The 26346-nt window shown below is 51.1% G+C and carries 34 protein-coding genes, 3 pseudogenes and 1 riboswitch; of the genes and pseudogenes, 24 read left to right on the top strand and 13 right to left on the bottom strand.

Annotation, left to right across the window (positions count from 1 at the left end):
• Positions 1-5 precede the first annotated feature (5 nt).
• Together MKQ70_RS34845 and MKQ70_RS34840 are read left to right on the top strand one after the other, a co-directional pair.
• On the top strand, positions 6-719 hold the full coding sequence (locus MKQ70_RS34845; protein WP_248079960.1) for a ferritin-like domain-containing protein: 714 nt from the start codon (positions 6-8) through the stop codon (positions 717-719).
• Positions 677-853, top strand: coding sequence for a hypothetical protein (locus MKQ70_RS34840; protein WP_248079958.1), 177 nt, complete (start codon positions 677-679; stop codon positions 851-853). The genes MKQ70_RS34845 and MKQ70_RS34840 overlap by 43 nt, the downstream gene beginning before the upstream one ends.
• 53 nt (positions 854-906) lie before the next feature.
• Here MKQ70_RS34840 and MKQ70_RS34835 read toward each other — a convergent pair whose 3' ends face one another.
• The gene (locus tag MKQ70_RS34835) at positions 907-1971 is read right to left on the bottom strand and encodes a glycosyltransferase (RefSeq protein ID WP_248079956.1); all 1065 of its coding nucleotides are present in this window, start codon (positions 1969-1971) and stop codon (positions 907-909) included.
• Positions 1972-2129: 158 nt separating this feature from the next.
• On the opposite strand from MKQ70_RS34835, the gene MKQ70_RS34830 reads away from it, so the two are divergent.
• Positions 2130-2699: a glycosyltransferase gene (locus MKQ70_RS34830; RefSeq protein ID WP_248079955.1), complete on the top strand. Its 570-nt coding sequence runs from the start codon at positions 2130-2132 to the stop codon at positions 2697-2699.
• A 13-nt stretch (positions 2700-2712) separates the two neighbouring features.
• Complete coding sequence (locus tag MKQ70_RS34825) at positions 2713-3192, top strand: glycosyltransferase family 4 protein (protein ID WP_248079953.1); 480 nt, start codon at positions 2713-2715, stop codon at positions 3190-3192.
• On the opposite strand, the gene MKQ70_RS34820 is transcribed toward MKQ70_RS34825, so the two are convergent.
• Complete coding sequence (locus MKQ70_RS34820; RefSeq protein ID WP_248079951.1) at positions 3193-3684, bottom strand: cupin domain-containing protein; 492 nt, start codon at positions 3682-3684, stop codon at positions 3193-3195.
• Between the two features lie 113 nt (positions 3685-3797).
• Between MKQ70_RS34820 and MKQ70_RS34815 the strand changes: the two are divergent.
• Positions 3798-4183, top strand: a pseudogene (locus tag MKQ70_RS34815) (NADPH-dependent FMN reductase); the annotation flags it as partial.
• A complete protein-coding gene (locus MKQ70_RS34810) occupies positions 4184-4366 on the top strand; it encodes a hypothetical protein (protein WP_248079948.1) in 183 nt (60 codons plus the stop codon). It abuts the pseudogene before it with no gap.
• 36 nt (positions 4367-4402) lie between these two features.
• On the opposite strand, the gene MKQ70_RS34805 is transcribed toward MKQ70_RS34810, so the two are convergent.
• From MKQ70_RS34805 to MKQ70_RS34795, 5 genes are all read right to left on the bottom strand, one after another.
• Positions 4403-5254 (bottom strand): PepSY-associated TM helix domain-containing protein, encoded by an 852-nt coding sequence (locus tag MKQ70_RS34805; protein WP_308199347.1) that lies wholly within the window; start codon positions 5252-5254, stop codon positions 4403-4405.
• A complete protein-coding gene (locus tag MKQ70_RS40555) occupies positions 5224-5559 on the bottom strand; it encodes a PepSY domain-containing protein (RefSeq protein WP_282456959.1) in 336 nt (111 codons plus the stop codon). The genes MKQ70_RS34805 and MKQ70_RS40555 overlap by 31 nt, the downstream gene beginning before the upstream one ends.
• Before the next feature lie 5 nt (positions 5560-5564).
• Entirely contained in the window at positions 5565-5909 is a 345-nt protein-coding gene (locus MKQ70_RS43075; RefSeq protein ID WP_372490061.1) for a hypothetical protein, read from the bottom strand.
• A 65-nt stretch (positions 5910-5974) separates the two neighbouring features.
• Positions 5975-7528: a TonB-dependent siderophore receptor gene (locus tag MKQ70_RS34800; RefSeq protein ID WP_372490060.1), complete on the bottom strand. Its 1554-nt coding sequence runs from the start codon at positions 7526-7528 to the stop codon at positions 5975-5977.
• A complete protein-coding gene (locus tag MKQ70_RS34795; protein ID WP_248079946.1) occupies positions 7528-7953 on the bottom strand; it encodes a carboxypeptidase-like regulatory domain-containing protein in 426 nt (141 codons plus the stop codon). Before MKQ70_RS34795 ends, MKQ70_RS34800 begins: the two co-directional genes overlap by 1 nt.
• Before the next feature lie 113 nt (positions 7954-8066).
• Positions 8067-8288, top strand: a riboswitch (cobalamin riboswitch).
• A gap of 253 nt (positions 8289-8541) precedes the next feature.
• Between MKQ70_RS34795 and MKQ70_RS41765 the strand changes: the two genes are divergently transcribed.
• Positions 8542-9762 (top strand): DUF5074 domain-containing protein, encoded by a 1221-nt coding sequence (locus MKQ70_RS41765; protein ID WP_248079944.1) that lies wholly within the window; start codon positions 8542-8544, stop codon positions 9760-9762.
• A gap of 73 nt (positions 9763-9835) precedes the next feature.
• On the opposite strand, the gene MKQ70_RS40540 is transcribed toward MKQ70_RS41765, so the two are convergent.
• The 3 genes from MKQ70_RS40540 to MKQ70_RS34780 all read right to left on the bottom strand — a co-directional run bounded on the left by MKQ70_RS40540 (position 9836) and on the right by MKQ70_RS34780 (position 10970).
• Positions 9836-9967 (bottom strand): hypothetical protein, encoded by a 132-nt coding sequence (locus tag MKQ70_RS40540; protein ID WP_282456958.1) that lies wholly within the window; start codon positions 9965-9967, stop codon positions 9836-9838.
• Positions 9964-10467: a hemerythrin domain-containing protein gene (locus tag MKQ70_RS34785; RefSeq protein ID WP_248079942.1), complete on the bottom strand. Its 504-nt coding sequence runs from the start codon at positions 10465-10467 to the stop codon at positions 9964-9966. The genes MKQ70_RS40540 and MKQ70_RS34785 overlap by 4 nt, the downstream gene beginning before the upstream one ends.
• A gap of 134 nt (positions 10468-10601) precedes the next feature.
• Positions 10602-10970 carry a DoxX family protein gene (locus MKQ70_RS34780; RefSeq protein WP_248079940.1) on the bottom strand — a complete coding sequence of 123 codons (369 nt, stop codon included), beginning with the start codon at positions 10968-10970 and terminating at the stop codon, positions 10602-10604.
• 150 nt (positions 10971-11120) lie between these two features.
• Here MKQ70_RS34780 and MKQ70_RS34775 point away from each other — a divergent pair, with 150 nt between their 5' ends.
• The 4 genes from MKQ70_RS34775 to MKQ70_RS34760 all read left to right on the top strand — a co-directional run bounded on the left by MKQ70_RS34775 (position 11121) and on the right by MKQ70_RS34760 (position 13694).
• Positions 11121-11426 (top strand): winged helix-turn-helix transcriptional regulator, encoded by a 306-nt coding sequence (locus tag MKQ70_RS34775; protein ID WP_248079938.1) that lies wholly within the window; start codon positions 11121-11123, stop codon positions 11424-11426.
• A 338-nt stretch (positions 11427-11764) separates the two neighbouring features.
• Entirely contained in the window at positions 11765-12391 is a 627-nt protein-coding gene (locus tag MKQ70_RS34770; protein ID WP_248079936.1) for a TetR/AcrR family transcriptional regulator, read from the top strand.
• 5 nt (positions 12392-12396) lie between these two features.
• Positions 12397-12588 carry a hypothetical protein gene (locus MKQ70_RS34765; RefSeq protein ID WP_248079934.1) on the top strand — a complete coding sequence of 64 codons (192 nt, stop codon included), beginning with the start codon at positions 12397-12399 and terminating at the stop codon, positions 12586-12588.
• Positions 12589-12614: 26 nt separating this feature from the next.
• Positions 12615-13694 (top strand): ABC1 kinase family protein, encoded by a 1080-nt coding sequence (locus MKQ70_RS34760; protein ID WP_248079932.1) that lies wholly within the window; start codon positions 12615-12617, stop codon positions 13692-13694.
• Positions 13695-13704: 10 nt separating this feature from the next.
• Here MKQ70_RS34760 and MKQ70_RS34755 read toward each other — a convergent pair whose 3' ends face one another.
• Both MKQ70_RS34755 and MKQ70_RS34750 read right to left on the bottom strand, forming a co-directional pair.
• A complete protein-coding gene (locus MKQ70_RS34755) occupies positions 13705-14082 on the bottom strand; it encodes a VOC family protein (protein WP_248079930.1) in 378 nt (125 codons plus the stop codon).
• Positions 14083-14098: 16 nt separating this feature from the next.
• On the bottom strand, positions 14099-14599 hold the full coding sequence (locus MKQ70_RS34750) for a DMP19 family protein (RefSeq protein ID WP_248079928.1): 501 nt from the start codon (positions 14597-14599) through the stop codon (positions 14099-14101).
• Positions 14600-14706: 107 nt separating this feature from the next.
• Here MKQ70_RS34750 and MKQ70_RS34740 point away from each other — a divergent pair.
• From MKQ70_RS34740 to MKQ70_RS34720, 5 genes and pseudogenes are all read left to right on the top strand, one after another.
• Positions 14707-16121, top strand: a pseudogene (locus tag MKQ70_RS34740) (exo-rhamnogalacturonan lyase family protein); the annotation flags it as partial.
• Between the two features lie 50 nt (positions 16122-16171).
• Positions 16172-17265, top strand: a pseudogene (locus MKQ70_RS40535) (exo-rhamnogalacturonan lyase family protein).
• A 31-nt stretch (positions 17266-17296) separates the two neighbouring features.
• On the top strand, positions 17297-17386 hold the full coding sequence (locus tag MKQ70_RS43070; RefSeq protein WP_372490059.1) for a hypothetical protein: 90 nt from the start codon (positions 17297-17299) through the stop codon (positions 17384-17386).
• 574 nt (positions 17387-17960) lie between these two features.
• A complete protein-coding gene (locus MKQ70_RS34725; RefSeq protein WP_248079920.1) occupies positions 17961-18563 on the top strand; it encodes a DUF6250 domain-containing protein in 603 nt (200 codons plus the stop codon).
• Positions 18564-18932: 369 nt separating this feature from the next.
• The gene (locus MKQ70_RS34720; protein ID WP_248079918.1) at positions 18933-19316 is read left to right on the top strand and encodes an RNA polymerase sigma factor; all 384 of its coding nucleotides are present in this window, start codon (positions 18933-18935) and stop codon (positions 19314-19316) included.
• Between the two features lie 282 nt (positions 19317-19598).
• On the opposite strand, the gene MKQ70_RS34715 is transcribed toward MKQ70_RS34720, so the two are convergent.
• Positions 19599-20375 (bottom strand): NIPSNAP family protein, encoded by a 777-nt coding sequence (locus tag MKQ70_RS34715; RefSeq protein WP_248079915.1) that lies wholly within the window; start codon positions 20373-20375, stop codon positions 19599-19601.
• Between the two features lie 95 nt (positions 20376-20470).
• Here MKQ70_RS34715 and MKQ70_RS34710 point away from each other — a divergent pair, with 95 nt between their 5' ends.
• The 8 genes from MKQ70_RS34710 (at position 20471) to MKQ70_RS34675 (ending at position 26286) form a co-directional block, all read left to right on the top strand.
• Positions 20471-20740 carry a hypothetical protein gene (locus MKQ70_RS34710; protein ID WP_248079913.1) on the top strand — a complete coding sequence of 90 codons (270 nt, stop codon included), beginning with the start codon at positions 20471-20473 and terminating at the stop codon, positions 20738-20740.
• A 49-nt stretch (positions 20741-20789) separates the two neighbouring features.
• Positions 20790-21131, top strand: a complete 342-nt coding sequence (locus tag MKQ70_RS34705) for a hypothetical protein (RefSeq protein WP_248079911.1) — start codon at positions 20790-20792, stop codon at positions 21129-21131.
• Positions 21132-21189: 58 nt separating this feature from the next.
• Positions 21190-21639 carry a hypothetical protein gene (locus MKQ70_RS34700; protein ID WP_248079908.1) on the top strand — a complete coding sequence of 150 codons (450 nt, stop codon included), beginning with the start codon at positions 21190-21192 and terminating at the stop codon, positions 21637-21639.
• 14 nt (positions 21640-21653) lie between these two features.
• Positions 21654-21812: a hypothetical protein gene (locus MKQ70_RS34695; protein ID WP_248079905.1), complete on the top strand. Its 159-nt coding sequence runs from the start codon at positions 21654-21656 to the stop codon at positions 21810-21812.
• 125 nt (positions 21813-21937) lie between these two features.
• Positions 21938-22837: a TolB family protein gene (locus MKQ70_RS34690; protein WP_248079902.1), complete on the top strand. Its 900-nt coding sequence runs from the start codon at positions 21938-21940 to the stop codon at positions 22835-22837.
• On the top strand, positions 22819-23754 hold the full coding sequence (locus MKQ70_RS34685) for an alpha/beta hydrolase family protein (protein ID WP_248079900.1): 936 nt from the start codon (positions 22819-22821) through the stop codon (positions 23752-23754). The genes MKQ70_RS34690 and MKQ70_RS34685 overlap by 19 nt, the downstream gene beginning before the upstream one ends.
• 325 nt (positions 23755-24079) lie before the next feature.
• Positions 24080-25372 (top strand): hypothetical protein, encoded by a 1293-nt coding sequence (locus tag MKQ70_RS34680; protein WP_248079897.1) that lies wholly within the window; start codon positions 24080-24082, stop codon positions 25370-25372.
• Positions 25315-26286 carry a hypothetical protein gene (locus MKQ70_RS34675; RefSeq protein ID WP_248079895.1) on the top strand — a complete coding sequence of 324 codons (972 nt, stop codon included), beginning with the start codon at positions 25315-25317 and terminating at the stop codon, positions 26284-26286. Before MKQ70_RS34680 ends, MKQ70_RS34675 begins: the two co-directional genes overlap by 58 nt.
• The last annotated feature ends 60 nt before the right edge of the window (positions 26287-26346 follow it).

The raw sequence follows: 26346 nt of genomic DNA, 5'->3' as shown, positions 1-26346 counted from the left end.
GAGTTATGAACCTGTTTCAATTATTTGATGATATAGAAAAAGTAGATCCGGAGGTGTATGACCGGCTGGATAACCGTCGCAGTGTAATGAAACAGTTTGCCAACATTGGCGGCAAACTGGCGCTGGCAGCAGTTCCCATTGCATTGGGCGGCATGTTTAAGAAAGCATACGGGCAAACCGGCAGTACGTCGATCGTAGATACGCTGCAATTTGCGCTGACGCTGGAATACCCGGAGGCCGCGTTTTACACAAAGGCGGTGGCTACGGCGAATCTTATTCCCGCAGGCGCACCCACAGCAGCTATCACGACTATACGCGATCATGAAACCGCGCACGTGAACTTCCTGAAAACGGCGATTTCATCGCTGGGCGCCACGCCGGTGGCCTCTCCTACCTTCGATTTTACGGGTGGCAACGGTAACAACAACGGTCCTTATGCTACGGCATTTTCGAACTATGCCGTTTTCCTCGCCGTGGCGCAAGCCTTTGAGGATACCGGGGTGCGGGCATATAAGGGCCAGGCGGGCAACCTCATTTCCAATAACGACGTGTTAACGGCGGCCCTAAATATCCATTCCGTGGAAGCACGCCATGCCTCGCATATCCGCAGCATGCGCCGGGCGGCAGCTAACGACATGACCATTAAACCATGGATTACACAAAAAGCACCGCTGGCGTGGGCGCCGGTGTGCAGGCTGTGTATGACGGAGAAGAACTGACCACACAGGCAACGATCAATATTGTAAACCTGAACGGCTTTACCATCAGCGCCGATGCGGCTTCTGAAGCATTCGACGAACCACTGAATAAAGCGCAGGTGTTAGCTATTGTAGATCCCTTTATCGCTGGTTAAGACGTATAAGTAGTGTAGAAAACAGAACCAGGTTCCTTCAGGAGCCTGGTTTTTTATGCTGTTGTAAACCGCGGACTGGCTAATAATCCTTCTGCCATATCCACCAGTTTTTGCGCCATTATGCGGTGATTGTATTGGGTTGTGATGATGTGATAACCATTGGCAGCGATCTTTTCGCGCAGTGCCGCATCCTGCTTCAACCGGAGGATAGCGGCGGCGATGTCCGCTGCGGCAGTACTGGTCAGCAGCATGCTTTCGTTCTGGGTAAAGATGCTGCGTATGGCAGGCGTGTCTTTAGAGATGATCGCCTTTTGAATGGCGGCGTAGTGGTACACTTTGTTCGGCACCACCAGGTCAGCTTTATGGGTATCGCCGAAAATACCAAGGCAGATATCAAATTCGTTGATCGCCTGCGACAGGTCCTTATAGGCTACCCAGCCAAGCAGTTGCACGTTATGCAGGTGATGGTCCGCTATTATCTTTTTGATCTTCTCGAACTCAAAACCGTTACCGATCAGCCGGAACTCTATGTCTGCATGACCCACCAGTTCTTTGGCGGCCATTACAATGTGCTGTGCGCCCTGCAATGGGATAAATCCGCCGTAAAAACCCACCACGAATTTACCAGCTTCGTGTGGCGCCGGCATGGGACGGAATTCGTCCGTGTTAACACCCACTTCAAGCACCCGCATTTTCGCTAAAGGAATACCAATAGCCTCGTGAAAATACTGCCGGTGCGATTCGGTATCGCATACCACCAGGTCTGCCATTTTCATGGAAATGCGGTCCTTCAGGTAGTTTTTGTAAGCCCGGATCGAGTATCTGCTTACTTGTTTATAATCGAAAACCTTGGTGAGATAACGCGAGATCAGGGGATCGAAGATGACCGGCTTTTTGCCCGCCAGCAACTTCACCAGCGCTACGTTGCCGTGCGTGAAGGAGGGCAGGAACACTACATCTGCAGCCTGAATTGCCTTTTTCAACTTACCGATACGGAAAGCCTCTTCTTTGTAATTGTAGAAAGACAACTCCACTCCCGGGATGGTCCGGAGACCATCGAGCAGTACCTGGGTGCGGTTGTAGGCGCGGTCGAATTTACCCGCGAAAAGGATTTTCATGTGTCAGTTGCAGATTGGTTATGCGCAAATATTCCTCCGTGCGTAAATTCTTGTCAGTTATAGGACGAATCAGTGCACAAGATAGGTTACATTTTTATTCGGCTATATCAGGAGCTGAAAAAATAGCCTTTCTTTGTGCCGTTTAAACGTGCGAACCTATGGCGAATCGGCCCCTACGAGTATTGGAAATGAACTTTGAACGCGGCTGGCGTGGCGGCGAAAGGCAAACACTGTACACCCTGCAGGGGTTTCGCAAAGCCGGTCTTCAGGTAAGCATGCTTGCCCGGAAAGACTTTCCCATGGCACAACGCGCCGCTGCGGAAGGTGTGCCGGTACACGGGTTCAAAAACGTCCTTGGAGCGCTACTCTACCTTATCTTTAACGGGCACAAATACGATATCCTGCATACACAGACCTCGCATTTCCTGACATATTGCGTACTATCCAAGCCGTTTCACCGCGCGAAAATTGTATTTACGCGGCGGGTAGACTTTGTACCCAAAGGCCGCATGACGCTGTTAAAATACAAACGCACCGATAAGATCGTCGCTATCAGCTCCGCTATTAAAAAGATCGTAGAGCATTTTAGTGGGAAGGAAGTGCCGCTGATTTCCAGTGCTATCGTGGGCAAAACGCTGAACAAGGAACGGGCGGAGCAGATACTGGCAGCGCATCACATCCCCGGAATAAAAGATAATAGGTACCACCGCTGCCCTGGTCCAACATAAAGACCCGCTCACCATGGTGGAAGCTGTTCGCCAGCTCGCCGCTATCCGGCAGGACTTCGTATTCGTACATTTCGGCAAGGGCAACCTCGAAACCGCGGTGCGGGAAAAGATCGCGGAATACGGCTTGCAGGAACAGTACCGCCTGATGGGTTTTTACAGCGAGGTAGAAGACGTATTCTCCGTACTCGATGTATTCGCCATGAGTTCCGAGGAAGAAGGGTTGGGCAGCAGCGTGCTGGACGCATTCCTGTACAAGGTGCCCACCGTATCCACAAACGCCGGCGGGCTCGTTGACCTCGTGGGCGAAGGCCGTGGCATCATGTGTGCTGTGCGCGATGCCGGCAAACTTGCGGAAGGCATGCAGGCGCTGCTGGAGTCGCCGGAATTAAGGACACAGCTGACGGAAAAGGCTTACCGGTACGCGGTCACGGAGCATAACATTGACCATATCACGCAAAAGTATTTAGCAATGTTTGATGGGATGCTGGGATAACTACCTCGTCAGCTCCCCGATCAACGCAGCATGCGCCGGATACTCCTTCGACAACACCTCCCTATCCGCCAGCTCAAAATCCGCAAAGTCGAAACCCGGCGCCACCGTACAACCCACCAATGCATAACTGCCCGGCACATTTACCCTCGAGCCGAACCAACTGCCCGCTGGTATCAAGGCCTGGAATGTTCCCTCACCCAACTCGTGCACAATTAACGCGCCGTCCGGTGTGATTTCGTAAATATGCAGGGGATCACCGGCATAAAAATGCCACATTTCGTCCGCGGCAATGCGGTGAAAGGCTGAGAAATCACCTCTTTCCAGGAGGAAATAGATAGCCGTGGCAGCGTTACGGTCCCCCTGAAAAGTGTCCGGCAGTGTAGATTGGGGCAGGGTAAGCGATGCGCGATAGGTTTCGCGGAAAGCGCCTCCTTCCACATGGCGCTGTAATTGCAAGGTATTGATCCAATAGGCGGCGTTACGTTGTTCCATACTGTAAATATCCTGCTTTATATTGATGAAATGACGGCTCCCGGTATCCAAAAGGAAACTGGAGGTGGCAACTGTACGAACAAGCCCTATTTTTACATCTTCAAAATTTACTTATGCTCAATCTGAAAATCATTGTAACGAGTACACGTCCCGGCCGCAAAGGCATTGTGTTGGGCAATTGGCTGGCGGAGTTTTCCAAAGCCCTGCCTGAGTTTAACGTGGAGCTGCTGGACCTGGCGGAGATCAACCTGCCGTTCATGAACGAGGCTAACCACCCCGCCATGCGCAAATATGAGCATCAGCACACCCGCGACTGGAGCGCTAAAATCGAAGAAGCCGACGCTTTTATTTTTGTAACGCCGGAATATAACTACAGCTTACTGCCGCCTTCAAAAACGCGATCGACTACCTGCACTTTGAATGGAAACATAAACCTGCGGGCATTTTCAGCTATGGCGGTATTTCTGCCGGCACCCGCGCACAACAGGCGGTACGACTGGTGTTGTCTTCACTGAACGTGATGGTATTGAACGAAGCGGTAACCATTCCGATGTTCACCCAGTTCATCGATGAGGAACTGCATTTCCAACCAACCGAGCAAATTGAACGAACTACTACACAGATGTTGCAGGCGCTGGCCAAATGGGGCAAAGTCCTCAAAGCCGGCAGAACCGAAGCATAAAACAAAAAAGCCGCCCAACCAGGCGGCTTTTTTGTTTTATGCTTCGGCCAGTTTCGGCACTTTTTGAGTGACCGGCTTTTTCTTCGATTTGAATTTTCTGCCATACCAGATGTAGATACCGGTAACCGGCATCGTGGCGCAGATGAGACTGGCCAGGAACATGATGATTTTCCCCGGCAGGCCCGCTATGGCGCCTACATGCAGGTCATAGTTCATGCGGCGCAGTTTGTCAGCAAACTTTGCATCGGCATACGCGCCTTCGTACGAACTGGTGGCGGGCAAAGGCTTCAGGGTGTACTGATCATAGTTGTAAGTATCCTGGTTATAGTAAGTACCCGGGCGGTGATTGATACCTGCGGAAATGTATGCCGAATCTGTAAGTGGCGGTGAGAAAGAGAGGCCCTCATCCTTTCCGGCCTTCGCATACAGGTCATTGAACAACACATCCATCGGCTTATCGATCTTCGCGGATTGCATGTTTACTTCGGAGAACGGCATTACCATTTGCGTTTCCCTGCCGCCGGTTACATAGTACAAGGAATTATTGAACCACTGAAAACCCCAAACCAGGCCTGTTAAGGCCAGCAACAGGCCGATGCCCATCATGTAAAAACCGAGGACGTTGTGCAGGTCGTAATTGAGGCGGCGCCACCGGGCTTTCCATTTAATGGAGAAGCGCTGTTTGGCGGCACTTTTATTTTTAGGCCACCATAGCACCAGGCCGGAGATGAGCATGATCACAAAGATCAGCGTGGCGCTGGCCACGATCGGCTGTCCTATTTCCATCGGCAACAGCAGGTTGTAGTGCAGGTGCACGATGGTATGGAAAAAATCTTCGTCCTCATTCCACACCTTTTTCACTTCTCCCGTATAGGGATCGATAAACACCGGTAGTAGTATTCCACCGGCTCTGCACCATAAAACATCACCGAAGCGCTCCTGTCCGGACCCGGGTATACAATGTAGTTCGGCTTTTTACCCGGTACATGCGGCGAGGCGATTTCTATCAGTTTCGACGGTGGCAGCGGCTTACCCGTGGCAGGCGTTTCGGAAGTCAGGTAGGGGAATATCGCCCGTTTTATCTCCTGTTCAAACGCCAGTACGCAGCCCGAAAGCGCTACTATAAAAACAACCAGCCCGGATGCGAATCCGAGCCAGAGGTGAATTTTTCCAATGATTTTCTTTACACTCATATATATCAGAACCTGTATGCTACATTAAGACGGAAGTTGCGCGGCGCTTCGGGAATCCAGAAGTAATACGCCTGGCTGTTACCGTCCAGTAAGGTAGAACCGCTGTAAAGATATTTATCCAGCAGGTTATTTACGTTAAAGCTGATGGTGTATTTTGGTCCCTGGTAAGAAATAGCGCCATCCATGCGGAAATAATCCTCCAACGGCGTTTCGCCGCTAAAGGAATACCATGCATAACGGCCGCCCTGGTATTGCGCGCCAAGGGAAATGCCTACACCTTTGAGTTTGGTTTCGATAAGGCGGTAAGACAGCCATGCGTTCGCCAGGTTTTTAATCGTACCCGGCGTCATCTGGCCAATATTGCTCTTGGTTTCATCTTTGGAGATCTGTGATTCGGTGAAGGCGTAGTTCGCCGTCAGGTCCAGCCGCGGGCCAGCTGACCGGTGATATCCACTTCCACCCCGCGGGTTTTGGTTTGCCCCAGCTGCACCTGCCACTGCGTGGGGTTCTGAGGATCGGCCGTAGCTACGTTGTTACGCAGGATCGTGTAGGCGGCAACAGTGCTTCTCCAGCGACCATCAAACCAATCTCTCTTAATACCTACTTCATAGTTGTTACCGGTTACCGGAATGAACGGGCGCTCCTTCTGGTGATCGTACCCCGGTGTTGGAATAAACGACTGGTCGAACAGGCCGTACACAGCCGTATTCCTATCTACCGAAACGCTCAAACCTACGCGGGGAGAGAATTTCTTAGACTCAATAGCCGTATTGGCGTATGGATTCACATTCCGATCTACCGAGTAAGTATAACGGCCGGCCAGGGTCAAACGGATTTTTTCCTGCCAGAAGCGCAGCTCATCCTGTACAAAAACAGACTTATAAGACTGGAAGTTCTGGTCAACATAGCGGTTAGGATCGCCGGTGCGCTCGCTCACAGGCAGGCTGTGGTCAAAGGCGGGCGGGTTGGCGGTAGCAGTGTATACCGGTGCGTAAATATTAAAGCTGGCGGAAGTGTCCACGTTGGCATAAGCGCCATAGTCGGCATACTGCTCTTTATCACCGACATCGATGCCACCCAGCAGGCGATGTACTACCGGCCCGGTTTTAACTTCCCCATTGATGAAGATCTGGCCGAGTTTGTTGCGGGCGTCGGTGTCCCAGATAGAGATACCGCGCTGCATGAAGCCGGCGGCATCCGGTGGCACAACCGGCCAGGCGCTCGCGCCACGTTGTTTATAATCTTCGAACAGCACCTGTGCGGTTACACTCCAGTCTTTGTTGATCTGGTGGTTCAGGTTCAGGAACAGGTTGTGGTCGTTGGTTTTGGTAGGCTCGAGGCTGGGCGCTGAAGTCGTCTGCCCGCGCGGAATTTTAGGATCGGCCCATCCGTTGCGGGAAAACTGGTAATTGGCGCCAATCATCTGTGCTTTCACATACTGGAAATTGTACTCGGCGGTCAGCGTGGTACGGTCATCTAACTTGTAGGACAGCACAGGAGCAATGGAGTAACGGTTATTATAGTCCAGGTCCCGGAAGGAGTTTTTGTTCTGCCCCATCACGTTGATGCGGCCGAGCAGGGTACCGGATTTGTTCAATTTACCATCGAGGTCTAGGGTGGCACGGTAAAGATCATAGCTGCCAAGTGTGAGGCTTACTTCACCTTTGTTCACACCGGTCGGCTTTTTAGTAACCACATTATACATCCCGCCAGGCTCGCCGCTGGAGGCCATGAAGCCGGCAGGGCCTTTAATTACTTCGATGCGCTCTACCATCGACATATCTTCCGTCAGCGGACCGAAGGGCATCGAAACGTTCATACCGTTACGGAAAGCAGGAATATTGGAACCGCGCATGTAAATCCTGGCGTAGTTGTCCCAGTGCTCACCACGGCTCATGCCGCTGACGTTACGGGTTACCCCTTCGAGCATGTCGGTAATCTGCTGATCGGCCAGCAGCCTGTTGCTCATCACCTGGATGTTCTGCGGTGTTTCCGGGATAGCGGTTTGATGCGGAGCGTGTTGGACACATCATTCGATTTATACGCGTTGCGTTCGCCGGCTACCACCACTTCGCTCAGGCGGGAGGCAGATTCTTCCAGTTGTATGTCATCCACATTAATTACCTGCCCGGCTACCACATTCACGGATTTCTCCTGCGGCAATACACCCACGGCCGTTACTTTCACCGTATAAGAGCCTGGTTTGATGCGTTCGAGCTGGTAAGTGCCGTTTTCGCCGGTGATAGCGCCGATCTTGCTGCCCTCCAGGCCAACGGTTACGAAGGCTGCGGGTTTTCCGTCGGAAGTAAGTACGCGGCCCTTGATAGTGCCGGTTTGCGCCGCTGCTGCGAGCGTTATCAGTAAAAGAATGGTCGAGAGTAATGTAGCTTTCATCTGTAGTTATAAGGCATGTATACCTGCAAAGGTCTGCGCTAAAACACTGGAGAATTAATCGAATCCGGAAAACGACTTACGCAAGGCGGAAATTTTATCTTCCAGTTTTCCTTAAGTTTGCAGCCGCATTTGGTTGTTGCTCCCCTCCGGGGAGTTGCATTAAAAGGGAATCCGGTGCAATACCGGAGCTATCCCCGTAGCTGTAATCCTGCACCCATCGACAGATGGGTACGTTTTTCCGACTTGCTACTGCCACTGTCCCGAACGATATCGGGGCGGGAAGGCGTCAGGAAAAGCAGGAGAGCCAGAAGACCTGCCAGGTACATTATCATTCGACGTTTTCGGGAGAAAAGCAATGAATGCAGGCGCCATCAGCGGTAGTCACATCATATTCGTTTCCATTCCCGGCCTTAGGGCCCGGTACCGCCTGTGCTTTATCAGCATTGGCTGTTTACTGGTTTTCGTTGTCATAACAGGTAAAAACAAATACCCTTATATGAAACAAAAACTACATTTAGCGCTTCTTTTCGCGGGATTAACCGCCATGGTATCCTGTAAAAGGAAGACGCTCCTGTTCCCACCCCAACCGTGGTAGCAGGCGACATCCCGGAAACGGTGACCGTGGGTGAAACCATCGTATTTAAACCGACCACACAAATTAATGGCGACTGGTCCAAACTGACTTACAGCTGGACGGTAAACGGCCAGGCGCAAACCACCACCGAAAACAGGTTTTCTTTTACACCCGAAACCCGTGGCGACTACCGCGTAGTATTTAAAGCGGACAACCAGGGTAAAATCGATTCCGCCGTTTATGAGCTGTTTGTTAACGGCACTTATGAAAATGGTTTCTTCCTGATCAACGAAGGTTGGTTTGGCCACGAAGCGGGCAGCGTTACGTTTTACCCTTACGGCGCCGACACCGTACAAACATGGGCCAACAAACGCGCTAATCCGGGCCTGGACCTGGGTAACACTACGCAGTACGGTCATATTCACAATGGGAAGATGTACCTCATCTCCAAACAAGGTTATGCCGGCCGCGCCAACCTGGCGGTGGTTGATGCATACAGTTTGAAAGAAGTGGCCCAGATCGCCGACCTGCCTTCTGATGGCCGTGCCTTTGCCGGGGTGGACGCTACGCGTGGCCTGATGACCGCCAACAGCGGCCTGTACCGCTTCGACCTCAGCACCAACACGCTGGGCACCACCGTAGCCGATGTTACCGGCCAAACCGGCGACATCCTGGTAAACGGTAACTATGTGTACGTGATCAGTTCCACCAAGGGACTTATGATCCTGAACGCTTCCGACTACAGCGTGGCTAAAAATATTACCGGCATCAACATCGGTTTTGTAAAATCGAATGATGGCAGGATATGGGCTGCCGGCGGTACCAAACTGGTAAGCATCCATCCTACGACCCTCGACACCACCAATACTACGCTGCCATTCACGGCGTATGCTTCGTGGGGTGCATGGCAGAAAGGTTCTATTGCTTATTCACCGGATAACAACGCCATCTACCTTGTAAAAATGAAGGCTTACGGCCAGGATGGTAACGAGATCTTTAAATACACGATCGGCGGCGCCGCTCCGGCAACATTCGCTACTTACCCCGGTAAAATTTTGTACCGCGCGATTGCGTACGATACCAAACTGAAACAACTGATCGTAACCAGCCTCAATGGTTTTGGTACAGCGGCGGCGTTTAACCAGCTGATGTTCGTAAACCCGGAAACGGCGGCTACCGATAAACTGATTGAATACAAAGGGTACTATTTCCCGGCGATGACGCTTTTCCAGTAATCCTCCCGAAAAACCAAAAAGAAGGAGGGGCATGCGTCCCTCCTTTTACATCAGATTTAGATGCCTTGATCCATCAGGCGACCAACATTCCGTCCGACAAGGCGGTTTGTACCGCGCGCCAGCGATGGTAGGGTAATTCCTGTTCCGTTAGTCCCATAAATGCGTTAAACACTTCATGAGGGGCATTATTACGGATGCCGCTCATCCGGTGATTACCTCCGCGTCGTTTAACGCACGCAACATCCAGCGGCTTTCTTCCAGCAAACAACCCGGCGACAACGCGCTGAACATCGCTGTTTCCAATTGCACGATCGACGCATCGGGATAATGCGCCCACAACGATTTATTCAATACACTTTCTTCTTTATTCTGATGATAAAGCGTGAAGGCAATCAGTTCATTGAAGGTGTATAAGATGCGTTGTCCCGCCCGCATACGCGCGGCATCATCGCGTGCAATACGCCATGCTGCCAGCAAGGCCGAAAGATCCGACTGCTGCGCCTCCGCGGTTTCATGTTCCTGTAAAAAATCGGCCGATAAATGTGGATGAAACGACTTTATTGCCGGCAATACAAAGCGGTCTTCCAGCTCGTTGTGTTTACGCAAACGTTGCAGCAATGCCTCAATGCCCGTCAACACCGGCGCCACCTGTTCATCGCGGCAAAAATCGGTTTGCTGTATCAGTGCCGCAAGATGATACAACATGGCCCGCAGGCCTTTATGTAGTTGGTTAAAAGATTATAACGCTCATTTTCCATAATGAACAAAATTCGGCCGTGGGCACCGTGGCGCAAAATACAGCGCGAATCAACTGCAAAATTAGCGGGCCGAATTGCCGGTTACAGCGATAACCTGAAGTGCCTGTCCGAACAAAGTATCAACACCGGCAATACCGTCACCGCCAGCGAATTAAAATAGTGCGAAAATTCATGGTGCGCCATATGCGTGGCGAAAGCCGCAATGGCAAAGGGCCACAAATATAGTACCGATGCATTTTTCAGGTGTGGTATAAATAATCCCGCCACGATGCCCAACACCCCCAACACTTCCGCATAGCCGATGACCAGCGTCCACGCCCTGTTAAAACCCAGCGACTGCATACTGTTCATCATCGATGTTTTTTGAATCACTTTAAATAATCCCGCATAACCAAAAATATAGCTAAAATAAGCCAGGGCAGCGTAGTGTACGATAATTCTGAAATCCATTTCCTGTCATTTTTTTTCAAAAGTAGACGGGTGCGCGTACCTTTACAAGACCAGCAAAAATTATCCGGAACGCACAAAAATGTAAGTAATGCCACCCAAAGCCACTTCCACCAATTCCTTCAATAAAAAGAAATAAATGCCAGCTGCGGGATGGCTTTTACACTGTCGTTAATCGGCGGTCGCTGGAAGCCCGCCATACTTTGGGCGCTGCTTCGCGGCCGGATGCGGTATAGTGAATTAAAGAAAACGATTCAACAGATATCGGAGCGCATGCTCAGCGCCCAGCTTCGTGAGCTGGAGGAACATGGACTGATCGAGCGCTTCGTGTTCCCGGAGGTGCCGCCGCGGGTGGAATATGAGCTAACGCCGCTTGGCAGGTCGATGGAAGGTTTGCTGCAGCAATTATCGGACTGGGGGATAATAACCGGCCAGTTACCCGTGAATAAGGTAAAATAATACCAGACCCATACTTTTAGCCCAATTTTACCCCGTTTTGGAGGCATTGATAATCATGCTCTTATAACTCATAGTGCTTGGGGAGTGCTTGAACAGTGCACGAACAGTGCATGCATAGTGCTTGAGGAGTGCACGAATAGTGCATGGCGAACATTGGCGAAATTTGGGGGAATCTGATATGATATTCACCACATACGTACTTTGACAATACTTTAACAGCCCTTTCCAGCAATTCCTGCCCCCGCCTGCGCTACTTGACCCGCTAGTCCGTAAATTTGTATAGTATTAGAAATTTGGCCCAAAATCCCGTACCCGTTCATTCTAAAACCGCATCTACCATGGAGAAAAGTGACATCCGAAAAGCGTACGAACAATACTGGCTCGAAAACGGCAAACAACCCGTTTCGGTATATGCCTTCTGTCAGCCCCTGAACATTACGGAAGCTGATTTTTACGAGCGTTACAGCTCTTTCGACGCCCTCGAAAACGATATATGGCTGGGCATTTTCCAGGAATCCCTGGCTAAATTACAGCCCGACGAAACTTACCAGCAATACGACGCACAGGAGAAACTGCTCGCGTTTTACTTTATGTGGGTGCAGGACCTCAAAGCCCATCGCTCCTACATCCTGCTGCAAAAAAGCCGCTTCGTGGTACCGGGCTCGGAACTGCGGCAGCTGGAAACATTCCGCCATGCTTTTTATGAGTATGCATCGGACGTGATTAAAGAAGGTTATCTGCATCAACAAATAAAAGAAAGAAAGTACGTGTCTGACCAATATGTGCACGGCTTCTGGCTGCAGGCCTTATTTGTGCTCCGTTATTGGGTGAAAGATACCAGCGAACGCTTCGAAATGACGGACGCCGCCATTGAAAAGGCCGTGAACCTGAGCTTCCAGCTTATTCGCAGCAACACGCTCGACAGTCTGATCGACTTCGGAAAATTCATGCTGACCCGCAAATAGTGAATGTGATGAAGGAACAAAATAATATCCCTACCGGTAAAGTGGAAAGGGCGGGGAAATTCGTGACCACTGGTTTAAAGGTGGGCACCAACTATATTAAACACTATACCCGTAAACTGCTGGATCCCTCTACCACCAAAGAAGAGCTGCACCAGGACAATGCGGAAGATATTATTACGAAACGCTCAGTAACCTGAAAGGCAGTGCGCTTAAAGTGGCGCAGATGCTGAGTATGGACAAGGGCATGCTGCCCAAGGCGTACACCGAAAAGTTTACCATGTCGCAGTACAGCGCCCCTCCACTTTCGGGACCGCTGGTGGTGAACACTTTCGTAAAAACGCTGGGCAAAACACCCGCGCAACTGTACGACGCTTTCGACATGAAAGCCAGCAATGCCGCCTCTATCGGGCAGGTACACAAGGCATCGAAAGACGGGAAACAACTGGCAGTGAAAATCCAGTACCCCGGCGTGGCCAACAGTGTGAAGTCTGACCTTCGCATCGTGAAACCCTTTGCCGTGCGCATTGTGGGCATGAACGAGGTGGACATGGACAAGTATTTTGAGGAGATTGAAACGAAGCTGCTGGAAGAAACGGATTACAAACTGGAACTCCGGCGCTCCGTGGAACTATCCGAGTTATGCGCACATATCCCCAACCTCGTGTTCCCCAGGTATTATGCGAACATGTCGTCGGACCGTATTATTACCATGGACTGGCTGCAGGGCAAACACCTGAAGGAGTTCCTGGAAACTAATCCTACACAGGATGTGCGGAATAGAATAGGCCAGGCGCTGTGGGATTTTTACCAGTTCCAGATGCATAAACTGCGGAAGGTGCATGCCGATCCGCATCCGGGTAACTTTTTACTGCGTGAAGACGGTACCGTGGGCATTTTCGATTTCGGCTGCGTGAAGGAGATTCCGGAGGATTTTTATGTTAACTATTTCCTGCTGACCAATCAGGAAGTGTTGAAGGACGAGCAGCGCCGCCGCGAAATTTACACCAACCTGGAAATGATTCACCCGAGTGACTCCGAGAAAGAAATTGAATTCTTCTCCGGACTTTTCCAGAAAATGATTTCGCTGCTTACATTGCCGTTTACCGTTGACCGGTTTGACTTCGGCGACGAGGCGTACTTTACGGAAATCTACGCGTACATGGATTATCTCTATAACCTGAAAGAGGTACGCGACTCCAAGGTGGCGCGCGGCAGCAGGCATTCGCTGTACGTGAACCGTACTTACTTCGGCCTGTATTCTATTTTGAGCGATTTAAAAGCAGATATAAAAACGGGGTGGTAAAACACCCCGCTTATTCCACTTTAAAATGTGGATTATATATAATACCGAGGATGTTTCCCCAAGGATCTTTCACCATGGCTACCATAATGTCGCCGCCCACATCGCGTGGCGGATCGTAAGGTATAGCGCCGTGATTAATCAGTTTATTATAGGCTTCATCGATGTCCGGAACGCCCCAATACGTTTCCACACCGCCCTGCGCCAGGGTTTCTTCATCTGCCGGCGCGGGTTGCAGCCCCAGTTCGTAACCACCGATATTGAAGCCGATGTAAAAAGGTTCATCGAAATAAGGTTGGGTATTAAAGACGAGGCTATACCATTCTTTGGCTTTTGTCATTTCGGCCACGCGGTAAATTACCGTGCGCAGTCCGAGAAAAGGGCTGCTCATATCAATTTGATTTTAGTTATGGACGATCGAGGTAACAGGACAAATCGTACGCCAATTTACCCACATACTGGCCGGCTTCCTGCATAAACGCGGTACCCGACTGAAAATATTCAATGCTGATCAGCTGCAATTCATTTTTCAGTTCATTGTCGGACATATAATCACTTTCCAGGAACGCGTGGTAGCGCGGAATATCTTTCGTGCAACATTCGATGGCGCGCAGGTAAAAACTGTGCGTAACAGGCGCTTCCGAGGCCAGTAGCAGGTCTTCCATTTCGGCGAGGTATTGTCCGCCGGAATTATAAAGCAGCTGCGCAAACCCGCCCTGGTTCAGATTATACACGAAAAAATCAGCCAGCATCAGTTGATTGAATTCTTCCGGCACTTTCTCCGGCTTACGGGTCTGCATATAAGTCCTCAATTTATCGGCCGTGGCGTACAGCGATTGTTCCGGCGTTTCCATCTCTTTATTTTTAGACTGAAGATACACATCCGCCGGTATTAATGATTGTAGCATTGACACTTTTTCGGGTCCGAAGCTTTGATTTATCTGCCTTTTCGACTACATTTAAACGATACCCGCTAAGATTCCACATCAGCCTGATATAAAAAAATGTAAAGAGGATGGAAAAACAGAATCCTTTATCCCGCCGCGCATTCGTAAAAAATTCGCTGGTACTGTCGGCCGGACTTCCGGTAGTATCCGCCTTCGGCGCCAATGCATTTACCGCGTCTGCCGTCCCTGCAGTTCCTTTGCACTGGCTCGATGGTACGGCTCCTGCTACCGGCGCCGGTGTAACCTGGGGCGTTCCATGGCCGCGCGGGGTAATTAAAAAGACGAATTCATTTTAGAAGATGGCGCGGGTAAAGTTATTCCGCAACAAAGCTGGCCGCTCGCCTGGTGGCCCGACGGCTCCCTGAAATGGAGCGCACACGCTATGTACGCCCCGGCCGGCATGAGCGACAAGTTTATCCTGAAACCCGGGAAACCTGCCGCCGCGCCACGTTCGCTAGCGTACGAGACCGCGGAAGTGATTCGTGTAGACACGGGCGTTATACAATGCGAGTTTGCGAAATCGGGCATTGTTTTAATCAGGCAGCTTTCTACTGCCGGGCGCAACGTTGCCGTAGACGGCAAACTCGTATTACAACGCAGCAGCGATCCGGATAGCGATACCGTTGTCCGGGAAGATTTTGAAGGGCAGATAGAAAAGATAGTACTGGAACAGAACGGCCCATTGCGGGCTGTCGTAAAAATTGAAGGTAAACATCAACATAAAAACCGCAGCTGGCTGCCTTTCGTCTTGCGCTGCTATTTTTACCGACAGAGTGCCGCCATCCGCGTCATGCATACCATCGTATTCGATGGCGACGAAGAAAAAGACTTCATCAGCGGCCTCGGCATCCGCTTCTCCGTTCCGCTGGAAGCTGCGGCCTATAACCGCTACGTACGATTTGCCGGCGAAAACAATGGCATTTTTGCGGAAGCAATACAGGGGCTTACAGGCCTTCGCCGCGACCCGGGCAAAGCTGTTCGCCAGGCACAGGTGGCAGGCGAACCAACACCCGACGCTTCCACCTTTCCGGACGCCGTTAAAAACAGGATGGATTATATACCGGTGTTCGGCGATTATACGCTGGCGCAAACATCGGCAAATGGATTCAGCATTCAGAAACGCACGCGTAGAGGGTTTGGCTGGGTGCAGTCGGATGCCGGCAAACGTTCGGCCGGACTGGCCTACCTGGGCACGCCTAAAGGCGGGTTGGCTATTGGTATCCGCAACTTCTGGCAAAGCTATCCGGCTCAGCTGGATATCCGGAATGCCGGCAGTGCTGCCGGTGAACTGACCGCCTGGTTGTGGGCGCCCTCCGCCCCTGCCATGGACCTGCGCTTTTACCATGATGGCATGGGGCAGGATACTTTTGCCAAACAGCGCGAGGGATTGGAAATCACGTATGAAGATTACGAACCCGGCTTTGGTACTGCCATGGGTGTGGCCCGCACCAGCGAGCTACAACTGCACGTACTGGCCACCACCCCTCCAACACGGAACTGGCGGCTATCGCCAATGCAATTCAAACACCGGCCATGCTCAGCTTTTCGCCGGAACACTGGCGCAAGGCGGGCGTGTTTGGCAGCTGCTGGAGTTTACCCCCTGCCCCGTCTGCAAAAACGCAGCAGGTGGAAAAAGAACTCGACTTCTTCTTCAACTATTATCATAGCCAGGTGGAACAGCGCCACTGGTACGGCTTCTGGAACTATGGCGACGTGATGCACAGTTACGATGAGGACCGGCACGTATGGCGCTACGACGTAGGCGGCTTTGCCTGGGACAATTCCGAGCTGAGCACCGATATGTGGCTCTGGTATTATTTCCTGCGCAGCGGCCGCGCGGATGTATTCCGCATGGCAGAGGCGATGACCCGGCATACCGGCGAAGTGGACGTGCATCACCTCGGGCGTTTTGCACCGTTGGGGTCGCGGCACAATGTGCAGCACTGGGGCTGCAGCGCCAAACAACTGCGCATCAGCACTGCCACCAACCGCCGCTTTTACTATTACCTCACCGCCGACGAGCGCGTGGGCGAACTGATGCGCGAGCAGGTAGATGCCGCTAAAACCCTTCGCGACATTGTACCCGGACGTAAGATCGGCGCACCCGAAGGCAACCCGGACGGCGGCGCGGCCACGGTATCGTTCGGCACGGACTGGGGTTCACTGGCGGCCGCCTGGCTTACGGAGTGGGAACGCTTTGGCAGCAAAACAGCGAAGGACAGGTTGCTGAACAGCATGCAGACCATCGCCGCCCAACCCAATGGCTTTTTTACTGGCGGTTCGCAGATGGACCTGGCCACCGGCAAGTTCCAGTCAGCAAAGCCTTTTCTGTATCGCACCTGAGCGCAGCCTTCGGTCTGCCGGAAATATGCCTGGAATTGATCGACGTGGTGAAAATGCCGGCTTTCGAAAAGGCCTGGCTGCAATACTGTGAACTCTACAACGCAAGTGGGGAAGAACAGCAGGCCGTTCTCGGCCGCAGCCTTGGGAAATTAAACCTGCGGCAGGGACATGCCCGGCTGACGGCCTTCGCCGCCAACCGTAAAAAGATCCGAAGCTGGCAGCTCGCGCCTGGCAGGAGTTCCGGGTGGCGCCAGGCGATCTGCGCAATGCGTTGCCCGCAGTAAAAAGCTTCAACCGCCCACCGTATTAAACCCGGTGGATGAAGCCGAAGGCGTATCAACCAATGCTGTAGCACAATGGGGATTAACGGCTGTATTTATGTTGGAGTACCTGCAGGCGCCATAAATAAAAAGCAGGACGATGGTAAGTTCGTCCTGCTTCTTTATATTTTATATCAAATACGACAGTTAAAGGCCGCTATAACCTCTTCTGCGCGCCGGTTTCCGCGGGGAAACCCTTGTTTTTTCTGAAACGTGGGAATTAAAGGCTTCAGTTGCGAACTTTTCGGTGGTACCAACACTGTTTGTCCCGGACACATTTACCGTTACAACTGCTAATTTTCTGCCAACTGGCTTAATGGTCTGAGCCTGACCGGGGACATTCAATGTTTGCATAAAAAAATAAGGTTTTTAAAAACTGAAACTATATTAACCATTCACTTTACTTAAATAAGTACAAAATTGGAGCCACTTCTGAAAGTGGTAATTTCTTTGGGTAAAACTTACATAATGTGCGTTCAATATGGCCGGTCTGTTACTTTCGGAGTGGAAATCGTTCCACAAAATAGGGTTAGTCATCTGCACAGCACAAAGTTACATTATTATATCATCCGTTTGGGAAAGCATCATGAAACAACTTTTATTTTTTTACTACAATTCGTAATACTAACATCAGCAGCACAACAACGAAAAAAAAATTTTTGTATGCCGATGAATTTACTGCGCCCATAGATACAGCCAATTGGGTGGCAGAGGTAGCTTCGGAAGGCCAATCCAGGGTATTTTCCGGCAATGGTAAATTGATATTGGACACCCGTGGTGGGGTAACGGTGTGGTTTAAGCAACCACTGGCGGGCAACTACCGCATCGAATACGACCGCACTGTAGTGATGGCCGGCGGTGAAAACGACCGAATCTCCGACCTCAACCAATTCTGGCTGGCCAGCGATCCCCGCCATCCCAGCCTGTTTACCCGCGGCGGGGTATTCGAGGAGTACGATTCGCTGCGGCTGCTGTACGTGGGTATGGGCGGCAATTACAACAGCACCACCCGGTTCCGGTATTACGATGGCACCGGTCGCAAAACGCTGTTGGCTTCCCGGAACGATAGTGCGCATTTGCTGCGGGCAAACGTTACTTACCATATAGCCATTGAAGTGCGAAAGGGGAAAACCAGCTTTTGGGTAGATGGCGAACGGGTGTTTTACCTCAGGGACAAACGGATAGCCGGACCGGGTTACTTTGGGTTCCGGAGTACCTGGTCGAGGCAGGAGATCAGCGGCTTCAAAGTATACCGTCTTTAAAATATTTTCAACAAACTATAACACTGTTCGCCGCCTGGTCGACAGTTATAATGAAACCATCAGCCGCATTTTGAGAAAAGTGGCTGCAGATTCCCCCAAGGGAGGGCTCCTTCTGACTCCAATTTACGGGCATTGTATCAGGTTAAAAGTGAATGGTTAGGGATAATTCATCACGGCGCCTGCTTACAATGCTCTTTTTTATTGCTTTCATCTACATATCTTCTATACATTAAATAAATATTTATGCAAATGTTTGAATCCGTGCATTAACAATTCCCGTATATATCAGTATCCCAAACCATCACTTTTTTATTTCACTATTACCCGAAATAAGCCACCTCTAAAAGCCTTAACTATAAAAAGCTAGCTATGCCCAAAGTTTTCGACCAGGTGGGTAGCGGAGATTCGTTTAGCGAAGCCTATGAGAAAATCCATCCCATTGTACGCCATGCGGTAAAAAGAATTTTAGGTTTTGATCATTGTGATGTAGACGACGTAACCCAGGACGTAATGTTATTGATGGTGCGCATTTTTGACACGCCGCAGTATGCCGCGATCGGCAACAGGCTGGGCTTTTTCCGTAATGCCGCCCGATGGAAAGCGATCAGTCACCTGCGCAGTTGTGAACGCGCCGCCATCAAATTGGAACGCTACATCGCCGATACCCGCGAACCTATCATGATCCTCGACCGGATCTTGAAACCATTCCGCTCCTGTTCCGGCAGTTACACCGGTATAATATTCCGGCCCTGATGCCGCCAAGGCGGTGGCTGATGTTTGAACACCGTTACCTGCGCGGGTTAAGCAGCCGGGAAATTGCGCAATTGATGCAGGTGAATGACCGGTGGTGCGTTTCCAGTTATCGTTGGCCACAGGAGAGGTGGTGGCAGCTATGCGACGGATAACACTGAGTTAGCGAAAAATCAGCATCGCCTATAACAACGTCGTTAGTTTTGAAGACAAAGATATGAGCCGCGATAAATGCGGCAGCTATTAACAGACACAAAAGCCGGGCCTCTGCCCGGCTTTGTTCTTTTACAGATCGGAGAAACTTTCCGGCCGCAGCAGGAATTTATCGATATGTGATACGTTGTTTTTGTAAGACTCGATGCCCGACAGTTTTTTCCAGTCAGGGTCTGCGCCGAACGCTTTCCAGTGCGCCTCGCGCTCTTCGTTGTTGTTAAAAGTTGTCATGTACATGAGATTCGGCATATGGCTGCCGGCAATCACCTCGCCATAAAACACCGCATTGAATCCCAGTTTTTTGAAGATGCCGATTTCATCTCCCTGGTTAAACATCTGCACTTTATTGCGGAAGTATTTTTCCGTAGGCCCTTCGTAGCTGCGCAATTCATACACTCTTTCGCTTTTGGGCGAAGTCAGCTGCGGCGCTGCGAGCATGGGCATACCTTCAAACGCCCGCAGGAAGATGCTTTCGAGCCGGGCAAAGGGCGTGTTGTTGTATACTGCGTCGAGATACTCCTTTCCATCTGCCTGGAAGGTTTTGTCGGCCGCCAGCTTGCTTTCCAGCTTGGAAAACTGATCGAGGTCGCGGAAAGGCATCAATACATATACCCGAAGGTCTGCCGTATCCTGCGTCACCGGCGTAAACACACCTACCTGTGGAATGCCGGCGCGGTGCAGGGCCGGGAGCCAGGCATCTTTCAGGAACGCGGTTACCCGTTGTTGCTGCGCGGCGGTTTTAAGGTGATAAATTTTGATCTGGTAGTACTGACGGGCAGGCGCCTTGGCCGCCACTGCGCCCAGCACGCATACCAGGCATAACATGAGCGTGGAGATTGTTCTTTTCATAATCTTGATAAAAATAAGCTGGGTTGAAAATAGCGTAAAAAAACCGTGAATTCTTATTTTGCGGGTCTTACTTCTTCCACCTGAAAAGAAAAAACTTGAAGATAGCACCGGATAAATGGAGGCATTTTTATGTAGGCATTGCGATGGGGGCCGTACTGCAGATGGGGGCCGGCTGGCTGCTCCCGGGCGCCTTATTAGCCACCATAGCTGCTTTTGTAGCATCCTTCGTGATCAGTTACGGGTTTGAATTGTATTCGCTGTATACTGGCCACGGCCACTATGAATTTATGGATGCAGTAGCCTCCATGATCGGCGCTGTGTGCGGCATGGCGCCTATCTTTCTATACCAGAACGGATATATTTAATTATCTTCAGTGAATATGCTAACATCCAACCGCATTATCTAATCTATTTATGATGAAAAAATTTACCATTACCCTTGCGCTGGCACTGCTGGCGCAATTGTCGGTTATGGCCCAATCCAAGGCCGATACTGCCCAATCCCCGAGAGCGATCACCTGGAAAGACATCCCCGCCTGGCGGTCGTTTAGTCCCAATGCTGTAATGATGTCGCCCGACGGCAAATGGGTGGCCTACGCCCTGACTGCGCGTGAAGGTGAGGGCGAATTGTTCGTAAAAGCAGTGAAAGATACCGCGCAGCAGCAATACGCGCTGGGTAGTCCCAACTCACCCGCGCCCTTCTTTTTTTTCGGAAGATGGCAAATGGCTCGCTTACAAAGAGGCGCCGACCTTTAAAGAAAAGCGCGCCGCGGCAAAAGCGCCGGGCAAACCTTTGTATGAAAAGCTGCACATCGTGGAATTAGCGACCCGCAAAAAAACAACGTACGAAAAGGTAGCAGGCACCAACTTCAATGGTAAAGCGGCTACACATATTGCATTATCCATGGCGAAAGAGCGTGGCGGCCCGGATGCGCCCGCTGGCAGTGATCTGCTGATCGTGGAACTCTCGTCCGGCAAAAGCCAGAACATTGGTAACGTGAGCGAATATAGCTTCAACAAAGCAGGCAACCTGCTGGCGTATACGATCGACGCGGCCGGACAGGCGGGCAACGGTGTATACCTTTACACCGTGGCCAACCGCAGCACCGCTGTGCTGGACAATGACAAGGCATCTTATAAATCACTGGGCTGGACGGAGCAGGGCGACGGCTTTACCCTCCTGAAAATGGTGAAAGACGAAAAATATAAATCGGACAAAGGCGCCGTCATCGGCGTAAAAACGTTGCCGGCACACCCAGCATAACTATTTACGATCCGTTGAAAGATTCCCTGTCTTTCCCCAAAGGAATGACCATCAGTGCGAACCGCAGGCCTTATTACACGGAGGCGCTGGACCGCATCCTGTTCGGCATTGCGCCGCTGGAGCTGGCAAAAAGGAAGCGCCCAAAGGCGATACAGCAAAGAAAGCACCGGTAAAACCATCTGCCGCTGCTGAACTCGCGCGCATCGACAAACTGAAAGCCGACACCAGCATCAAATCTATCGACGATCTTAAAAAAGCGATCGCGAAACTGGATACGACCAAACCGTCGGCACCCGGCATGGCAGCTAATAAAGATGACATCACCAAACCGGATATGGTGATCTGGCATGGCAGCGACAAACGTCTGCAAAGCCGCCAGCAGGTAATGTCTGCCCAGGATAAAAACTATACTTCACTCGCCGGGTACGATGTTAACGCTAAAAAATTCATGCAGTATAATGATAGTTCGATCCGGGCCATCAACGTGTTACCGAAACAGTTATATGCCTGGGCGGCAGACGCACGCGCCTACGAGCTGGACCAGAACCTCGACGGACAGAACTACGCAGATATTTACATCGTGGACCTGAAAACGGGCAGCCGCGAAAAACTGTTCGAGAAGTTTTACATCCCCGGGTACTATAGCATGCCGCAGCCATCACCCGATGGGCTGAAATTCAGCTATGGTAAGAACGGACAATTTTATGTGTATGATATTTCCTCCAAAACCCACACAAATATTACGGCCAATGTGCCCACCTCTTTTGTAAACACCGAAGACGATCACAACGTGGTGAAACCGATGACGCAGGTGTTTGCCTGGAGTGCGGACAACAAATATCTTTTTGTGCAGGATTTGTGGGACGTGTGGCAGCTGCCGGTGAATGGCAAAGGCGGGGCGGTAAACCTTACAGGCAACGGTGCTAAAGAGAAGATCCGCTACCAGGAACGCTACCAGCTGGATCCGGAAGAAAAGGGCATCGATACCCGGAAGCCGATCTACCTGCGCCAATATGGCGAATGGACCAAGAAAAGCGGCCTGGTACGCGTGCAGGCGGGCAAAACAGGTGTAACGGTATTGAATTGGGAAGATGCAGATATTTCCGGTCTTTCTAAAGCTAAAAATGCCGATGTATACATGTTTGCAAAGGGCACCTTCACCACTCCCACCGAGTTTTTGTGGGGGATGCTACATTGAAATCGCCCGGGCAGATTACTAAAAACACACCAGACCGCAACAAATATACCTGGAGTGCGGGCACGCAACTGGTGGACTATGTGTCTGACAAAGGCGATACGTTGCAGGGCGCACTGTTTCTGCCGGCTGGTTACCAGCCCGGTAAGAAATACCCGACCGTGGTATATTATTATGAGAAACTTTCTCAGACGCGCCACTCCTATGTTGACCCGAACTTCTCGGGTACTGGCTGGAGCCCGACCATGTATACCAGTGCTGGTTACGCCGTATTCATCCCCGATATCGTGTACAAACTGGATGATCCCGGCATGAGCGCTGTATGGTGTGTATTGCCTGCCGTAAAAGCCGCTATCAAAACCGGTGTGATCGACGAAGAGCATATCGGCATTCATGGCCACAGCTGGGGCGGTTACCAGACGGCCTTTCTGTCTACCCAAACCAATATGTTTAAAGCAGCCGCCGCCGGTGCAGCGCTCACCAACATGGTAAGCATGTACGACCTCATCTACTGGAACAGTGGTGGTGGTAACATGGCTATATTTGAAGCATCACAGGGTCGTTTTAAAGGCGCTCCCTGGGAAAACTGGGATGCTTACCTGCGCAACTCTCCTATTTACCATGTGAAGAAAGTAAATACGCCTTTGCTGATTTTGCATAATGATAAAGATGGCGCGGTAGACTTCACCCAGGGTATTGAGTTTTACAGTGCATTACGCCGTTTGAAAAAACCGGTGGTAATGGTACAGTATAAAGGGGAGAACCACGGCATTGCTAAAATGGAAAACCGGAAGGACTACTCCGTGCGTATGATGGAGTTTTTCGACTATCACCTGAAAGGAAAACCCGCTCCTGCGTGGCTGGATAAGGGCATCGATATGTTGAAGCTCGACGAAGAGCTGGAAGAAAGGAAATTCTAGTCCGTAGGCTATATTGTTAGGGGCAGGCCTTCGGGTCTGCTCTTTTTTATGCCGTGGGCAGGCCAATGGTGGGTTGCGTTTGACCTGCGATAAACCACAGGCGGGAAATACTCCCTTCAAAATCACGTAATTATACGCTTTGCGGATTATAATTAATTCCTACCTTTGTTGCGCGAGAGCATAGATTTTAACAGCAGTAACAGCGTAGCACAACACCCCAGATTTCGACTCCTTATTTAGCACTTATATTCTTTGCCTGTCCACCCCAAAAACTTTCCGGACAGGGGCGCTTGTTTTATTAAGATAACCTCAAAACTCCAACACCATGGAAAAACTGAAGATCCCGAATCTTTCGGCAGGACAATTATCCGAACTGCTGAACACCCGGCAGACTTTTTTACTCAACCGTTTCTTTCTAAAGGCGGCTGCCGCCCAGAGCATCACGCACTGGGAAGAGATTACCTGCGTAGGTTTTAACCCCGACAAAAGCAAACTGGAAGCGATCGTGAGCGTTAAGCAATCCATTGGCTACAGCGGCGGATTGTGCAGCAACGGTTCCAAAGAGTATGTGCGCTTTTTCGTGGATTTTAAAGACGGCAGCGGCTTCCGGGACATGGGTTACACCAGTTTTAAAGTAGCTGACATTTCCGAAGTGCCGCCGGGCCCGCAACATCCATTGAAATACATGACCCATCTGTTCATAGATGATGAAAAATACCGCCGTTTCCTGAGCTGCGACAACGCCGTCATCCCCACCGTGCGCGCCGTATTGTCGTGGAACAGCATTCCGTCTACCAACCCCAATGATGTACCGCATTACGGCAACGTGGTAAATGCGAACATCCAGCTGAAACGTAAACGGCTCATCATCTGGAAAGATATTTTTGACGCGCTGCAGGTCAAAGAACTACCCGACTGGCTGAAGAGCATCAACTTAAAAGAGGAAGTAAAACTGCCTGTTCCTCCCCTTCCGCCCATTCAACAATTACATGCTGCCTACCAGAAAGCGAAGGTGCCCGATCACCGCACCTTCTTTTCTGCGGTAGCGCCATCGATCAAAAACGGGGCAAAGTTTAAATCGCTTACTTCTTATAATTTATTCGAACTGCAAAAGCTGCAGATCGATGTAAAAGCGATTGCCGACGCGCTGCTGAAACCTGCTGGTCAGGCCGATGTAACCTTTGAGGAACTGGTATGCGTAGGCTTAAACACACCGCTGGACACCCCGGGCGCCGTTATCAAACTCAAAAAGAACAGCGGCTTCAGCGGCGACCTGTGTACGCAGGGCTCGCAGGAGCACGTGGCTTTCTGGGCCGATTGGGACAACAACGGCAGCTTTGATCAATACCTCGGCACTGCCAGCATCCGGGTACACGACATCGCCAATATTCCCGCGGATGGCCTGTATTACAACGTAGACCTCCCCGTAAACCTCACGAACCGGATTAAAAGTTGTATAACGCCGAATGTGATCCGGGTGAGAGCGGTGCTCTCCGGCAGTCGCTGCCCTCCACTACCGACCCCAACGCCCTTAACACCTGGGGCAACCGCCTCGATTCGGTGGTGCAGATCCGCCCCGCGCAGGCTGCAAAAGTGGAAGCGGAACTTACCCATGTAGGCAGCGTGGACCGCGACCTTATTGACCCGGTGAGTTACCTCGTAAACGGTGATACCAGCAACCCGACCATGCACAACAACCGTCCGTACGGTGGCTGGGTGAGCTTCAACGGCATCATCAACCGGAATGGCTTTAACGGCATTATTAAATACAAAATCGAATTCAAGAAACTGGGCGCGGCAGACAGCACGTACGCTTCTGTATCCACTGCTGAAAACTTCCAGATGATCGATTTTGCACCCGATCCGAACCTGGAATTCACCGACACGCAAACACCGGCCGACGGTTGGTTTATCTACAAAGAAAATCCTGCTATCGGGCTGTATAATGAAACGCATTACCTGGCGGGCTGGAGCACAGCCGGTTTAACCGACGGCGCCTACACCATCCGCTTTACCCACACGGATGCACTGGGCTTTGAAGTGGTGGCCGATACCTTTTCGGTGATCATCAACAACCAGCCAATGAGTATCAGCGCCACCGCGAATGTGGCCGTAGATATCACCAAAGACCTGGACCTGGTGATCGACGGCGGGGATTGTCATTGTTACGACAAAACGGCGACCAATCATACGGTGAGCGGCCACCTGCGGGCGGTACACCCTTACTTTGCCGTTTGGTCGCTGAACCTGCAACCGTCATCGCATACACACGGCACCATACCGAACCCGGCGAGCCGTTACTATGATGCATTGCCAAATGCCGGCGATGTGGGTAACCTGGGCGACATTACCGACAATGGCGACGAAAATGCACCATGGAGTGTGGATGTTAGCGCGATGGACAATTGCGGATACACCGTTAGCCTGGCAGCCCACAGCCGCGTGATCCTGAACAGCAACACCACCTTCCCCTGGTACGGCGTGAAGGCGGTAGGCTTCTCTGTAACGGATAAATGCCCATTAACTGCGTAACCTGTGAACTGCATACCCCTGGGGGCCGGTCTGTTTGGACCGGCCTTTTTTGATTCACCA

This window comes from Chitinophaga sedimenti (assembly GCF_023156195.1).
GTDB classification, from domain to species: domain Bacteria; phylum Bacteroidota; class Bacteroidia; order Chitinophagales; family Chitinophagaceae; genus Chitinophaga; species Chitinophaga sedimenti.
The sequence above is the reverse complement of the archived record's forward strand: the minus strand, read 5'-3'. Positions and strand labels throughout refer to the sequence as shown.

Bases quoted from the DNA above. Each gene is read 5' to 3' on its own strand.
- MKQ70_RS34845 (WP_248079960.1), top strand. From the start codon at position 6: ATGAACCTGTTTCAATTATTTGATGATATAGAAAAAGTAGATCCGGAG.
- MKQ70_RS34835 (WP_248079956.1), bottom strand. From the start codon at position 1,971: ATGAAAATCCTTTTCGCGGGTAAATTCGACCGCGCCTACAACCGCACC.
- MKQ70_RS34830 (WP_248079955.1), top strand. From the start codon at position 2,130: ATGGCGAATCGGCCCCTACGAGTATTGGAAATGAACTTTGAACGCGGC.
- MKQ70_RS34825 (WP_248079953.1), top strand. From the start codon at position 2,713: ATGGTGGAAGCTGTTCGCCAGCTCGCCGCTATCCGGCAGGACTTCGTA.
- MKQ70_RS34820 (WP_248079951.1), bottom strand. From the start codon at position 3,684: ATGGAACAACGTAACGCCGCCTATTGGATCAATACCTTGCAATTACAG.
- MKQ70_RS40555 (WP_282456959.1), bottom strand. From the start codon at position 5,559: ATGAGTGTAAAGAAAATCATTGGAAAAATTCACCTCTGGCTCGGATTC.
- MKQ70_RS43075 (WP_372490061.1), bottom strand. From the start codon at position 5,909: ATGACGCCGGGTACGATTAAAAACCTGGCGAACGCATGGCTGTCTTAC.
- MKQ70_RS34800 (WP_372490060.1), bottom strand. From the start codon at position 7,528: ATGAGCAACAGGCTGCTGGCCGATCAGCAGATTACCGACATGCTCGAA.
- MKQ70_RS34795 (WP_248079946.1), bottom strand. From the start codon at position 7,953: ATGAAAGCTACATTACTCTCGACCATTCTTTTACTGATAACGCTCGCA.
- MKQ70_RS40540 (WP_282456958.1), bottom strand. From the start codon at position 9,967: ATGAGCGGCATCCGTAATAATGCCCCTCATGAAGTGTTTAACGCATTT.
- MKQ70_RS34785 (WP_248079942.1), bottom strand. From the start codon at position 10,467: ATGTTGTATCATCTTGCGGCACTGATACAGCAAACCGATTTTTGCCGC.
- MKQ70_RS34780 (WP_248079940.1), bottom strand. From the start codon at position 10,970: ATGGATTTCAGAATTATCGTACACTACGCTGCCCTGGCTTATTTTAGC.
- MKQ70_RS34775 (WP_248079938.1), top strand. From the start codon at position 11,121: ATGGCTTTTACACTGTCGTTAATCGGCGGTCGCTGGAAGCCCGCCATA.
- MKQ70_RS34770 (WP_248079936.1), top strand. From the start codon at position 11,765: ATGGAGAAAAGTGACATCCGAAAAGCGTACGAACAATACTGGCTCGAA.
- MKQ70_RS34760 (WP_248079932.1), top strand. From the start codon at position 12,615: ATGCTGAGTATGGACAAGGGCATGCTGCCCAAGGCGTACACCGAAAAG.
- MKQ70_RS34755 (WP_248079930.1), bottom strand. From the start codon at position 14,082: ATGAGCAGCCCTTTTCTCGGACTGCGCACGGTAATTTACCGCGTGGCC.
- MKQ70_RS34750 (WP_248079928.1), bottom strand. From the start codon at position 14,599: ATGCTACAATCATTAATACCGGCGGATGTGTATCTTCAGTCTAAAAAT.
- MKQ70_RS34720 (WP_248079918.1), top strand. From the start codon at position 18,933: ATGCCCAAAGTTTTCGACCAGGTGGGTAGCGGAGATTCGTTTAGCGAA.
- MKQ70_RS34715 (WP_248079915.1), bottom strand. From the start codon at position 20,375: ATGAAAAGAACAATCTCCACGCTCATGTTATGCCTGGTATGCGTGCTG.
- MKQ70_RS34705 (WP_248079911.1), top strand. From the start codon at position 20,790: ATGATGAAAAAATTTACCATTACCCTTGCGCTGGCACTGCTGGCGCAA.
- MKQ70_RS34690 (WP_248079902.1), top strand. From the start codon at position 21,938: ATGGCAGCTAATAAAGATGACATCACCAAACCGGATATGGTGATCTGG.
- MKQ70_RS34680 (WP_248079897.1), top strand. From the start codon at position 24,080: ATGGAAAAACTGAAGATCCCGAATCTTTCGGCAGGACAATTATCCGAA.